The sequence below is a fragment of the Pseudomonas sp. AN3A02 genome (genome assembly GCF_011765255.1).
Taxonomy (GTDB): Bacteria; Pseudomonadota; Gammaproteobacteria; order Pseudomonadales; family Pseudomonadaceae; genus Aquipseudomonas.
On the sequence record NZ_JAARNI010000004.1, the window covers coordinates 429,417 to 442,244 of the forward strand.

A 12,828-nucleotide genomic window follows, 5' to 3' on the forward strand; every position below is an offset into this window, starting at 1 on the left:
GCGCATCCGAAGATGCGCCCTTAGCTGACAATGTAAAACCTTATGGCGCTTTCACGCTGCGGCCTTACTCAGCCTTTGGTGCTTCGCGCAGACGGATATGCAGCTCGCGCAGTGCCTTGGCATCCACCACACCCGGTGCTTGCGTCATCACGTCGGCAGCACTTTGGGTTTTCGGGAAGGCAATCACTTCACGGATCGACTGCGCACCGGTCATCAGCATCACCAGACGGTCCAGGCCGAAGGCCAGGCCACCGTGAGGCGGCGCGCCGTATTTCAGGGCGTCAAGCAGGAAGCCGAACTTCTCTTGCTGCTCATCTTCGTTGATGCCCAGCAGGCGGAAGACCGACTGCTGCATTTCCTTGCGGTGGATACGGATCGAACCGCCACCCAGCTCGGTGCCGTTCAGCACCATGTCGTAGGCACGGGACAGAGCGCCAGCCGGGTTGGCCTCGAGCTCTTGCGGCGTGCACTTCGGCGCGGTGAACGGGTGGTGCAGGGCACTGAAGCTGCCGTCGTCGTTCTCTTCGAACATCGGGAAATCGACAACCCACATCGGCGCCCACTTGCAGGTCAGCAGGTTCAGGTCGTTACCGACCTTGATCCGCAGTGCACCCAGTGCTTCGCTGACGATCTTCGACTTGTCGGCGCCGAAAAACACGATGTCGCCATCGACCGCGCCAACGCGATCAAGGATCACGTTGAGGTTGGCTTCAGGGATGTTCTTGACGATTGGCGACTGCAGGCCTTCAACGCCCTTGGCGCGCTCGTTGACCTTGATGTACGCCAGGCCCTTGGCACCGTAGATGCCGACGAACTTGGTGTAGTCGTCGATCTGCTTGCGCGGCATGCTCGCAGCGCCAGGAACGCGCAGCGCGGCAATACGGCATTTCGGGTCGTTGGCCGGACCGCTGAACACTTTGAAGTCGACGTCTTTGAGTTGGTCTTCAACGTCAACCAGTTCCAGCGGGTTACGCAGGTCAGGCTTGTCGGAACCGTAACGGCGCATGGCTTCTTCGAAGGTCATGTGCGGGAATTCGCCGAATTCCAGGTCCAGCACTTCCTTGAACAGGTTGCGGATCATTTGCTCGGTGATGCCCATGATCTCTTTTTCATCGAGGAAACTGGTCTCGATGTCGATCTGGGTGAATTCCGGCTGGCGGTCGGCCCGCAGGTCTTCGTCACGGAAGCATTTGGCGATCTGGTAGTAACGGTCGAAGCCGGCAACCATCAGCAGCTGCTTGAACAGCTGTGGCGATTGCGGCAACGCGAAGAAGGAACCGGCGTGGGTACGGCTCGGCACCAGGTAGTCGCGAGCGCCTTCCGGGGTAGCACGGGTCAGGATCGGCGTCTCGACGTCGAGGAAGCCGTTTTCGTCCAGGAAGCGACGGATGCTGGTGGTCATGCGCGAACGCAGACGCAGCTTCTCGGCCATTTCCGGGCGACGCAGGTCCAGGAAGCGATAACGCAGGCGGGTTTCTTCGCCAACGTCGGAGAACTCGTTGAGTGGGAACGGCGGGGTTTCCGACTCGTTCAGCACTTCCAGCTCGTAACCCAGCACTTCGATCATGCCCGACGCCATATTGGCGTTGGTGGCACCAGCCGGACGCAGGCGAACCTTGCCGGTGATCTTCACGACGTACTCGCTGCGCACGCGGTCGGCGGCGGCGAAGCTCTCGGCGCGGTCCGGATCGAACACCACCTGGGCCAGACCATCACGATCACGGATATCGAGGAAGATCACCCCGCCGTGGTCGCGGCGACGGTGAACCCATCCGCAAAGGGTGATTTCCTGACCTTCCAGGGTCTCGTTCAGTTGGCCGCAATAGTGGCTGCGCATCATGATAGTGGTTTCGCTTCTCGTAATTCGAAATTCAGTGGAGGCCTGCCTCATCACCGTACAGCTAAGTCAGGTGACGGATAATGCAGGAGCCTGCGCGTAGAGTTCAACTCAGTCTGCTTTGTCGCCGCCGGCCAGATTCTTCTTTGTACCGGTCTTGAAATCAGTCTCGTACCAGCCATTGCCACTCAGGCGGAAGCCCGGCATGGACAACATCTTTTTAAGCTCCGGTGCCTGGCAGGCCGGGCAATCGACCAGCGGCGCGGCGCTGATCTTCTGAATGGCTTCCAACTGATGACCACAGGAAGCGCATTGATAGTCGTACATGGGCATGGAGATGTCTCGGCGATCAGATCATTACTGCGCCACGCCCTGCCCTGACTCTATCCCGTGGGAAAGTCCCGGCATGCGCAGCAAAGCCCGGGATTATATCTGGTAAATCGAGGCTGTGCAGCCGTAGCGGCGCGCTGCTCTTTATATAGGTGGTGGCAGCACGCTTCTGCCAGGCGCCCGACCCGGGGCAATCCCGAGCCTGGCGGCCGGCACAAGGATCATGCCAGGTCCGGATGGACACCCGGCGCGTCAAGGCGCCCTTTCAATACATGAACCACACAAACTACCCTGACCAGACCACTGAAGTTCTTTACACCGCCGTATCGCAAGTGCACTTCACGGTCCACGTAAGACAGCAGCGCACTGACCGAACACGTATTGATCCTGGCTATCTCCGTGAGGATATTCCAATACACCTCTTCAAGTCGCAAACACGTCGAAAAACCATTAAGCCGAACGGACCGGGACAATGGCCTCGCCAAGTTCATATCGAACCCCTTGGCAAAGGGATCTACCTTTATCTTGTGCAACCCGCACGTTTCCATAACTCCATTACCTGCTCCGCGTGACATACACTTGACACTCCATTGCCTGACGGCCACTCATCAGTGTTGTCGTTGGCCGTTGAGCTATAAAACATCAAGAAGACAAGTGCAGCCAGAAGACAGGGAGCTGATCACCGTAGGACAAGCCAACGCGTGTATCAGGAAGCTCGCAGAATCAGGGAAATCGCCGGAAAACAGGCACGCGAGGGGCGTCAGCTCGACGCCCACCCGCCACCGGTGTTACTTGTTTTCGAGCAGGGAGCGCAACATCCAAGCGGTTTTTTCATGAACTTGCATACGCTGTGTCAGCAAGTCCGCAGTAGGTTCATCGCTGACTTTGTCCAACAACGGGAAGATACCCCGGGCAGTCCGGGTAACGGCTTCCTGGCCTTCGACCAGTTGCTTGATCATGTCTTCAGCGCTCGGCACACCCTCTTCTTCCTTGATGGAAGAAAGTCGCGCGTACACCGAATAAGCACCCGGCGCAGGAAAACCCAGGGCGCGAATACGCTCTGCAATTGAATCCACCGCCAGCGCCAGTTCGTTGTACTGCTCTTCAAACATCAAGTGCAGCGTACGAAACATGGGGCCCGTTACGTTCCAATGGAAGTTGTGGGTCTTCAGGTAAAGTACATAGGTATCGGAAAGCAGGCGCGAAAGTCCGTCAACGATTGATTTACGGTCTTCTTCACTGATACCAATATCGATTGCCATGTGTTTCCCCTTCAATTGATAAAAAATTCATTGATCAGGTGCAGGACCACTCTAGCAAGAGTACCGGCCTTGTGCAGCCCGACTGGCCCGCTCTACCTGCGGCAAATCGCCCCTTGCAGCGCGCGTCTGCACGGCAGGCAAGGCTTTGAGCCCTGCAAGAAAAATTACCCGCCGCCGACGAAAAATCCCGCACCTGTCTAGGACAAGCGTTTGGCGCGCAAATGCCCCCGCGCCTTGCAACAGCCCGAAATGCTTGATTTGAGTAGGCACAGGCTTTGCTGTTAAATAGGCAGCGTGTCGCCGTCGTTATTTTTTGCGGCAGCGGCATAGGCTGATACCCCGTGCACGTGCCCAACGCCTCCCATTGTTCAGAAGCGAACCGTGCCAGTCAGCTCTTCCTCGTGATCCGTCTTAACGTGAGTTAATCAAAATGTTGAAAATCGTCCACCTGCTAACGGGCGCTGCAGCTTTGCTGCTGTCCTTTATCCCCAGCCTGCGCTCAGAAACCCTGCCTTATCTGCAGCAACCTGACGCTCTCTACCTGACCTTCTTTGGTCTTCTTAACCTGACACTGGCTCCAGTCATTCCTTACTGGAACAAAGGCCCGCGTCATCAACTGCAAAACCTGGTCAGCGCCCTGCTGGTCCTGGCTGTTGTCGTGCAAACCCTCACCCTGCTGGCGCCTATGCCTGAAGTCGGTGGCCACCCGGCCGTCCTGCTCAGCCTGGTAATAGCACTGGTAGCCATCGCTCTTCATCTGGCCACCAGTTTTTACCGTTCCTCGCCGGCCGCTGCGTCGCAAAGCTACGACATGACCAACCGGGATACCGGTACCGTGAAGTGGTTCAACACCTCCAAGGGCTTCGGCTTTATCTCCCGGGATTCGGGCGACGATATCTTCGTCCACTTCCGGGCGATTCGCGGCGAAGGCCATCGCGTCCTGGTAGAAGGCCAGCGCGTGGAGTTCTCCGTGATGAATCGTGACAAGGGCCTGCAAGCTGAAGATGTGATCGCGGCGTTGCCGCGTCGCTGATTCCAGTACCCCGAAACAAAAAAACCGCGATGCAGCCTGGCTGCATCGCGGTTTTTTTATGCCTGGGGATTCACCCCTGCCTCATTAATAGTGAGGCGGCGGGGCCTCTTCCTCGGACGACTCGAACTGGCCTCCCATTTCTTCCTGGCGCTTGAGCAATGCAGTCATCTGCATCTGCAGGCGTTCAACCGCGCGCTGCTGCGTGACCAGGATGTCATTGAGGGTCTCAATGGTGTCGTCCTGAAAGGCCAGTCGGCTTTCCAGGTCGGTCACGCGGTCTTGAAGGTCCATGGCTCAAGCCTCCAGAAACGCGAAGCCGGCCGGCAGGATCTCGTGCAGACGCGCACGAATCGCCGCCACTTGCTCGTCGCTGTAAGGCTTCGCCGGATGCTTGCCCCAGACCGGCGCCGGCCAGGCGGCGTCATCGCGCTTGCGCACGATCACATGCACATGCAGTTGGCTAACCACATTACCCAGCGCACCGATATTCATTTTGTCGGCGCCAAACCCTTCATTAAGCAACTGCGCCAGCGCCGTGCTTTCTTGCCACACGCTCTGCTGGTCAGCGACATCCAGTTGAAACACTTCGCTGATACCGTCGATGCGCGGCACCAGGATAAACCAAGGGTAATTCGAGTCATTGGACAGCAGCAGCCGGCACAGGGGGAAATCCCCGATGGGCAAGGTGTCTTGTTGAAGACGTGGATCTAAGGCGAACACAGCAGTCACTCCCGTTCGGCGGGTCAGGTTTCAGGCGCCCAGCATACCTGCGAATGCCGGGCGCTTCACGGCGAATGCATCAGGCCAGATACGCGCCCAAACAGGACGCCGCGAAAAAAAGCGCACCATTTCGAGACAGACCAATATTTCAGCTACGCTAAATGACCAATGCATCCAATCCCAGTCAAAGTCAGGACGTAGGACACGCTTAAAGACCTTGAGCCAGAGGGCTCTCAGGATAAGAACACTACCTTGAGGCAAAAACGCAGACCGGGAACAATCGCACCAAAATGACCCATTTGTGCTTCAAAGGGATCCGCCGACTACCCACCTAACGGGGTGAACCGGTAACGTTTTGCTCTGGTGCAGGTTTTAACCACCACCCAACAGGAGCACAGCAGGCGCGTCAAGGCCAAACCATTCGGCGTAAAAAGCCCGTGCTTATGCGGTTTTTACACGGCGTTGACAATTTTCACGAAAAAATCACATTCGGTTTCCGGTTTGTGCACGCTTGTTGCATTCACCGTTGTATCGTCGACAACGGCACCGGCAGGAAGCAGGTGTTTCGCGACGGAAAACAACAGCGGTTCAATGCTTTTCAAGGAAGAGTTAAAACTTTGAGAAGGGATATTCCTTACCCGACTCAACGCTTTTAAACAGTATTGAAGTTGTCAGTCCGGTTCCAAACGGACTGTGAATTTGCGACATGGAGCTAGCAATTTACGACAGGCCCGTAAAGAAGCTGAAAGGATAGATGTGCAAGTATCGTCAATAATGTCTGCGTGATATAACTTTGCGCCGACACAAAAAAGAAAGAGCCGCCCAGACAAAAATATAGGTGGGACGGCAGTACTCTTCCTAAAACCAAAGGAGCAAATCACGATGCGCGTGATGAAGTGGAGCATGATCGCCCTGGCTGTTTCAGCAGGCACCTCGCAGTTCGCAATGGCGTCCTCTCAGGACGACTCCAAAGGCTTTGTTGAAGACAGTACTTTCAGCATCAACACTCGCCTCCTGAACTTTGGCCGCGACTTCCGTAACAACGACACCGGCAAAAGCCGCGTCAACGAAACCGGCCTGGGCTTCAACGGCCTGTACCAGTCGGGCTTCACCCAAGGCACCATCGGTGTGGGTGTCGACGTGATCGGTCTGTTGGGCGTCAAACTGGACAGCGGCAAGGGTCGTTCCGGTACTGGCCTGTTTCCAACGGGCTCCGACGGTCGCTCTGAGGATGATTACTCCAAAGGCGGCGGCGCCGTTAAGTTCCGTATCTCCGATACGGTCCTGAAAGTCGGCGACCAGTACACCACCGCACCTGTGTTCGCTTCCGATGACAGCCGTCTGCTGCCTGAATTGCCACAGGGTATCTCGCTGACCAGCAACGAGATCAAGGGCCTGAAACTCGAAGGCGGTCACTTCACTTCGAGCGTGGCGCAAGCCCAGACCTACCGCGACAGCCTGGGCCTGACAAAAACTGACTTCATCGGTGGCGTCTACGCCCTCACTCCAGAAGTCAGCGCCAGCCTCTACTACGCGAAGACCGAAGACTACTGGAAGAAAACCTACGCCAACCTGAACTGGACCCATGCGCTTAGCAATGAACAGTCCCTGGCAGTCGACTTCAACATCTACAGCACCAAAAGTGATGGCGCTGGCCTGCAACGGGCTGAAAAGGACGGCACCACCAAACTGGATAACCGTGCCTACAGCTTGCAAGGCGCGTACACCATCCAGGCTCACACCTTTACCCTGGCCTACCAGAAGGTTAGCGGTGACGGTGACTACGGTTACGGCGTAGACGGCGGCGGCACGATCTTCCTTGCCAACTCCATCGCTCGTTCCGACTTCAACGCTGAAGACGAGAAGTCCTTCCAGGCTCGCTACGACCTGAACATGGCCACGTTTGGCGTGCCAGGCCTGAGCTTCATGACTCGCTACGTTAAAGGTACCGGCGCCAACACCGCCGACACCTCGAACGGCAAAGAGTGGGAACGTGACATCGAAGCCAAGTACGTGATCCAGAGCGGCCCGGCTAAAGACCTGAGCCTGCGTGTACGTCAAGCCACTTATCGCTCCAGCGATGGTGTGTACTACGGTTCGGCGTCTATCGACGAACTGCGTCTGATCGCGCAATACCCGCTGAACATCTTGTAATTGGCAGTTTGATTACAACGATGACTTAGGGCCTCGGCTCTAACTAAAAAGCCGCTCACTTGTTCGCAAGTGAGCGGCTTTTTTATTGCAACTTAATCTCAACAACCGGATAACTAGCAAGCTAGCTATCTAGTTCAATCCCGCGAATAAACCTGACACACCAGACAAGTTTAATCCGCACGTCGCACGTTTACTTCACTGCACTTTCCTGCATCACGCGAATAACCCGCTGCGGAAATGGAATATCAATCCCCGCGGCTTTCAAACGGTCACGTGCCAGTTCATTGAACATAAACATCACATCCCAATAATCCGCAGTCTTGGTCCAGACCCGCAGGGATACAGTGATCGAACTGTCGCCCAAAGTAGAAATCACGGCTGCCGGCGCAGGATCAGCCAGTACACGTGGATCCTTGGCCAGTTCCAGCAACACTTCGCGGGCCTTCTGCAGGTCGGCTTCATAGTCGACACCCACATCAAACACCACCTTGCGGGTCGGCTGACGGTTGGTGTTGGTAATCAGGCCGTTGGACAGGCTGCCGTTTGGGATGATCACCGTCTTGTTGTCGCCGGTGCGCAACACGGTGTGAAAGATCTGGATGCTGTCGACGGTACCGGAAGTGCCCTGGGCTTCGATCCAGTCACCAATGCGGAACGGGCGGAACAACAGAATCAGCACGCCGCCGGCGAAGTTCGCCAGGCTGCCTTGCAAGGCCAGGCCGATGGCCAGGGTGGCGGCACCGATCGCGGCAACGAACGAAGTGGTTGCCACGCCGATCATCGAGGCCACGTTGACCACCAGCATGACTTTGAGCGCAATGTTCGCAAGGTTGGTAATGAAGTGTTGCAGCGCCAGGTCAGCATTACGCAGTGCCAGCAAACGCCCGACTCGGTGGGTCAAGACGTTGATCAGCCACCAACCGATGGCCAGGGTGACCAGGGCCAGCAAAAATCGGCTGCCGTATTCCATGATCATCGGTAACCACGACTCAGAGGTCTTGATCAGGTGATCCACTTCAGCGTTCAAATCCATCTACATTCTCCTGTTTACCGGATGCTCGGCATATTGATTGGCCCTAAATGCAATTGAGCCCCGTAGGGCTCAATGGTGGGCGCAGGTTCTGGGGCGTGGGACGTCAAAAACGCCTACAGGTTCCCCAAAGTGCTATCAGTCACGGAAGTTATTGAACTGCAGCGGCATGTCGAAAGTCTTGGCACGCAAGGCAGCAATAGCCTCTTGCAAGTCGTCACGCTTCTTGCCGGTGATGCGCACCTGTTCGCCTTGAATGGAGGCCTGGACCTTGAGCTTCGCGTCCTTGACGTGAGCGACGATTTTCTTCGCCAGCTCCTTGTCGATGCCTTCCTTGAGCACGGCTTCCTGCTTCATCAGCTTGCCGGAGGCATACGCATCCTTGATTTCAAGGCATTGCGCATCGATCTTGCGCTTGACCAGCGACAGCTTGAGGATCTCAATCATCGCTTCGAGCTGGAAATCGGCTTCCGCGGTCAGGTTGACGGTCAGGTCCTTTTCCTTGAACTCGAAGCTGCCCTTGCCCTTCAAGTCATAGCGACGATCCAGCTCCTTGACGGCGTTCTCGACGGCGTTGGTGACTTCGTGTTTGTCCAGTTCGGATACCACGTCGAACGACGGCATGTAATTTCTCCAATAAAAAGGGGCGCGGCTCAGTAGAGATGGAGCACGCCCAGGCTAAAATGCCCGGGCATTATAGCGGTTCTTTCGCCTCGTTCACTGCGGGCAGCCTTACGGAGTAAAAACTGATGTCGACCACCTGGCATGTCCTCGGCGCTGGCAGCCTCGGAACATTGTGGGCCGCCCGCCTGGCCCGTGCCGGGTTGCCCGTGCGCCTGATCCTGCGGGACCACATGCGGCTGACGAGTTATCAGGCCGCCGAGGGCCTGACGCTGGTCGAGCATGGCGTGGCCCACACTTACCCGGTCGTCGGCGAAACCTCCGACAGCCCAGGGCCGATTCATCGCCTGCTGGTGGCGTGCAAAGCCTACGACGCCCAAGAGGCCGTCGCACAGCTTGAACATCGACTGGCACCGGACGCCGAACTGATCCTGCTGCAAAACGGCCTGGGCAGCCAGGACGCAGTCGCCGCCCAACTGCCCCAGGCACGCTGCATCTTCGCCTCCAGCACCGAAGGCGCGTTTCGCGAGGGCGACTGGCGGGTCGTGTTTGCCGGCCATGGCTACACCTGGCTGGGAGATGCGAGCCACCCTACCCCGCCGCTGTGGCTGGATGACCTGCAAGCCGCCGGCATTCCCCATGAATGGAGCACCGACATCCTCACCCGCCTGTGGCGCAAGCTGGCCCTGAACTGCGCCATCAACCCGCTGACCGTGCTCTACGAATGCCGCAATGGCGAACTGCAAGCCCATCAATGTGAAGTGGCCACCTTGTGCGCCGAACTCGCCGACCTGCTGGAACGCTGCGGCCAACCCGCTGCCGCGCAGGACCTGCAACGCGAAGTGGAACGGGTGATACAGGCCACGGCAGCCAATTACTCGTCGATGTACCAGGACGTGGCCAGTGCCCGCCGCACCGAAATCAGCTATTTGCTGGGCTACGCCTGCCAGGCGGCCGCACGCCACCAACTGACCTTGCCGCACCTGCAACAACTCCAGGCGCGCCTGGTACAGCGACTGTCTGCACGCGGATTGCCCAGCGACTGAAGCACGCGCTACCCTGCCTGCCTGTTCCTTTGCAGCGAAAACCTTGATGCCACTGCGCCAGCGCCTCGAAAATCTACCGGTTGGGCAAAAACTGCTGGCGGCCCTGCTGGTTTTGTTGACCACTGTGTTGCTGGTGGCCAACCTGACCTTTATCAGCGCCGCCTACTGGATCTCCCAGGAAAGCATGGCACCCCAGGCCTTGCAGGCCATCGGTCGGCTGGTGTCCAACCCCTCGCTCGCCGCCGAGTCCCTGGACTCACCGCTCAAGGCGCAAACCCTGCTGGATGAACTGACCAGCTACTCACCCTTGCGGGCCGCAGCCTTATATGACGGCGAAGGCACGCGCCTGGCCCAGCTGCAACATGCCAATCGCCTGCACTTGCCAGACAATTACCGGGATATTGAAACCTGGCGCGCCACCGAGTTTCGCAGCAACCAGGTGATCACCCTTCCCCGCGCCGGCCAACCGTCCGGGCATTTATTGCTGGTGGCCAGCAGCGAACTGCCGGTGGCCTTTTACACCGGGACCTTCACCGCCAGCCTGGGCATCCTGATTTTCAGCGTGCTGCTATGGCTGCTGATTGCGCGGCAGATCAAGCGCCTGATTACCCGGCCAATCCATGAACTGGAAGAATTGTCGCGCCAGGTAACCCGGGAAGAGAACTACGCCCTGCGCGCCGGTCGTGGCAACCACGATGAAATCGGCAGCCTCGCCGAAGCCTTCAACACCATGCTTTCGCGCATCGAAGCCCGCGAGCAGCAACTCAAGCGCGCCCGTGACGATTCCCAGGCCGCCTACGATCAAGCCCAGGGTCTGGCGGAAGAAACCCGCCACACCAACCGCAAGCTGGAGCTGGAAGTCCAGGTGCGCAGCAAGATCGAGAAAAAGCTCACCGGTTTCCAGAATTACCTCAACAGCATCATCGACTCGATGCCCTCGGCGCTGATCGCCCTCGACGAGCAGCTCTACGTCACCCAATGGAACCAGGAAGCCAGTGCGCTTTCCGGCACCCGTCTGGACGAGGCGTTGAACCAGCCGATCTTCCTTGCCTTCCAGCCGCTCAAGCCGTTCCTGCCGCAGATCAAGGCCACGGTAGAGCAACACACCGTGGAGCGGATCGAGCGGGTTACCTGGATCAAGGATGACGAAGCCAAGCACTACGCCCTGACCTTCTACCCGCTGATGGGCGGTGCCGGGCGCGGCGTGGTGATCCGGATCGACGACATCACCCAGCGCCTGTCCCTGGAAGAAATGATGGTGCAGTCAGAGAAGATGCTCTCGGTGGGTGGCCTCGCCGCCGGCATGGCCCACGAAATCAACAACCCGCTGGGGGCGATCTTGCATAACGTGCAGAACATCCGCCGCCGGCTGTCCAACGAGCTACCGAAAAACCTCGAGCACGCCGAACAAGTGGGCATCGACCTGGACACGGTCAACCGTTACCTGCAAAGCCGCGAAGTGCCGCAATTGCTCGACGGTATCCAGCAGGCCGGTGCCCGGGCAGCGAAAATCGTCACCCACATGCTCAGCTTCAGCCGCCGCAGCAACCGCCAGATGGCACCCTGCGACTTGCCGGCCTTGATCGACCAGGCCGTGGAGATTGCCGGCAACGATTTCGACCTCATCGTCGGCTTCGACTTCAAGGGCCAGGCGATCATCCGCCAGTTCGACCCGCAGTTGGGCCCGGTCCCCGGCACCGCCAACGAACTCGAACAAGTGCTGCTCAACCTGCTGAAAAACGCCGCACAGGCGATTCACCAGCGTGAGGATGACAGCGAGCCAGGGCGTATCATCCTGCGCACCCGGCTCAACCCGCCATGGGCGGAGATCCAGGTGGAAGACAACGGCATTGGCATGAGTGAGAACGTGCGCAAACGCACCTTTGAACCGTTCTTCACCACCAAGGAAATCGGCCAGGGCACCGGCCTTGGGTTGTCGGTTTCGTATTTCATCATCACCAACAATCACAAAGGGCAGATGGAAGTGCATTCCACCCTCGGCCAAGGCACCTGCTTCACCTTGCGCCTGCCCTTGGCCGGCAGCCAACTGCCCCCCAACGAACTGACTCAACTGGAGCGCTAACCATGGGCTTTCGCCTGTCGAAAATTTACACCCGTACCGGCGACAAGGGCGAAACCGGCCTGGGCGATGGCCGCCGCGTACCCAAGGACCACCCACGGGTAGAGGCCATTGGCGAAGTCGATGCGTTGAACAGCCAGCTGGGTTTGTTGTTGGCGGGTCTTGAGGAACAGAGCGGGCAGCATCCGGCATTGAAGGATGTGATCGAGGTGCTGACGCCTTGCCAGCATCGGCTGTTTGATCTGGGCGGCGAGTTGGCGATGCCGGTGTATAAGGCGCTGAATGCGGCGGAAGTTGACCGGCTTGAGGCCGCGATCGATCGCTGGAATGAAGAGGTCGGCCCGCTGGAGAACTTCATTCTGCCGGGGGGTTCGGCGTTGATTGCCCAGGCTCATGTCTGCCGCAGCCTGGCCCGCAGTGCGGAGCGTCGGTGTCAGCACCTGAATGCAGTGGAACCGCTGGAAGGCGTGGGGTTGGCGTATATCAACCGGCTGTCGGACTTGCTGTTTGTGGCCGCCAGGGTGATTGCCAAGCGCCAGGGCGTTGCGGAGATTTTGTGGCAGGCGGCGGCGAAGCCGCACTGATGCTTACTGACTGATTGAGATTTGTGGCGAGGGAGCTTGCTCCCGCTGGGCTGCGCAGCAGACCCAAAATATTGGGAGCGCTGCGCACTCCAGCGGGAGCAAGCTCCCTCGCCACAACAAGCTCACCGGCC

At 58.2% G+C, this 12,828-nt stretch carries 13 protein-coding genes; 5 read left to right on the top strand and 8 right to left on the bottom strand.

What is annotated here, in order from left to right:
* Nucleotides 1-64 precede the first annotated feature (64 nt).
* From aspS to HBJ59_RS18960, 4 genes are all read right to left on the bottom strand, one after another.
* Nucleotides 65-1,840 (bottom strand): aspartate--tRNA ligase, encoded by a 1,776-nt coding sequence (gene aspS, locus HBJ59_RS18945; protein WP_076017427.1) that lies wholly within the window; start codon nt 1,838-1,840, stop codon nt 65-67.
* A 108-nt stretch (nt 1,841-1,948) separates the two neighbouring features.
* Complete coding sequence (locus HBJ59_RS18950; RefSeq protein ID WP_076017428.1) at nt 1,949-2,170, bottom strand: FmdB family zinc ribbon protein; 222 nt, start codon at nt 2,168-2,170, stop codon at nt 1,949-1,951.
* Between the two features lie 218 nt (nt 2,171-2,388).
* Nucleotides 2,389-2,742 carry a ribbon-helix-helix domain-containing protein gene (locus HBJ59_RS18955; protein ID WP_167664416.1) on the bottom strand — a complete coding sequence of 118 codons (354 nt, stop codon included), beginning with the start codon at nt 2,740-2,742 and terminating at the stop codon, nt 2,389-2,391.
* A 213-nt stretch (nt 2,743-2,955) separates the two neighbouring features.
* Entirely contained in the window at nt 2,956-3,429 is a 474-nt protein-coding gene (locus HBJ59_RS18960; protein ID WP_003209800.1) for a Dps family protein, read from the bottom strand.
* Nucleotides 3,430-3,859: 430 nt separating this feature from the next.
* Between HBJ59_RS18960 and HBJ59_RS31900 the strand changes: the two genes are divergently transcribed.
* Nucleotides 3,860-4,462 carry a cold-shock protein gene (locus HBJ59_RS31900; protein ID WP_167664417.1) on the top strand — a complete coding sequence of 201 codons (603 nt, stop codon included), beginning with the start codon at nt 3,860-3,862 and terminating at the stop codon, nt 4,460-4,462.
* Between the two features lie 84 nt (nt 4,463-4,546).
* On the opposite strand, the gene HBJ59_RS18970 is transcribed toward HBJ59_RS31900, so the two are convergent.
* Nucleotides 4,547-4,753: a SlyX family protein gene (locus HBJ59_RS18970; protein WP_017475674.1), complete on the bottom strand. Its 207-nt coding sequence runs from the start codon at nt 4,751-4,753 to the stop codon at nt 4,547-4,549.
* Between the two features lie 3 nt (nt 4,754-4,756).
* A complete protein-coding gene (locus HBJ59_RS18975) occupies nt 4,757-5,182 on the bottom strand; it encodes an HIT domain-containing protein (RefSeq protein ID WP_167664418.1) in 426 nt (141 codons plus the stop codon).
* 882 nt (nt 5,183-6,064) lie between these two features.
* Between HBJ59_RS18975 and HBJ59_RS18980 the strand changes: the two genes are divergently transcribed.
* Nucleotides 6,065-7,336 (top strand): OprD family porin, encoded by a 1,272-nt coding sequence (locus HBJ59_RS18980; RefSeq protein ID WP_076017431.1) that lies wholly within the window; start codon nt 6,065-6,067, stop codon nt 7,334-7,336.
* A 190-nt stretch (nt 7,337-7,526) separates the two neighbouring features.
* Here the strand turns inward: HBJ59_RS18980 and HBJ59_RS18985 are convergent, their stop codons facing one another.
* Both HBJ59_RS18985 and HBJ59_RS18990 read right to left on the bottom strand, forming a co-directional pair.
* Nucleotides 7,527-8,369 (bottom strand): mechanosensitive ion channel family protein, encoded by an 843-nt coding sequence (locus HBJ59_RS18985; protein ID WP_167664419.1) that lies wholly within the window; start codon nt 8,367-8,369, stop codon nt 7,527-7,529.
* Between the two features lie 135 nt (nt 8,370-8,504).
* Nucleotides 8,505-8,990: a YajQ family cyclic di-GMP-binding protein gene (locus HBJ59_RS18990; RefSeq protein WP_076017433.1), complete on the bottom strand. Its 486-nt coding sequence runs from the start codon at nt 8,988-8,990 to the stop codon at nt 8,505-8,507.
* A 125-nt stretch (nt 8,991-9,115) separates the two neighbouring features.
* Here HBJ59_RS18990 and HBJ59_RS18995 point away from each other — a divergent pair, with 125 nt between their 5' ends.
* The 3 genes from HBJ59_RS18995 to HBJ59_RS19005 are packed head-to-tail and all read left to right on the top strand — an operon-like array spanning nt 9,116 to nt 12,697.
* A complete protein-coding gene (locus tag HBJ59_RS18995) occupies nt 9,116-10,033 on the top strand; it encodes a putative 2-dehydropantoate 2-reductase (protein ID WP_167664420.1) in 918 nt (305 codons plus the stop codon).
* 46 nt (nt 10,034-10,079) lie between these two features.
* On the top strand, nt 10,080-12,116 hold the full coding sequence (locus HBJ59_RS19000; protein WP_167664421.1) for an ATP-binding protein: 2,037 nt from the start codon (nt 10,080-10,082) through the stop codon (nt 12,114-12,116).
* Nucleotides 12,117-12,118: 2 nt separating this feature from the next.
* On the top strand, nt 12,119-12,697 hold the full coding sequence (locus HBJ59_RS19005) for a cob(I)yrinic acid a,c-diamide adenosyltransferase (RefSeq protein ID WP_063027599.1): 579 nt from the start codon (nt 12,119-12,121) through the stop codon (nt 12,695-12,697).
* Nucleotides 12,698-12,828: the final 131 nt, after the last annotated feature.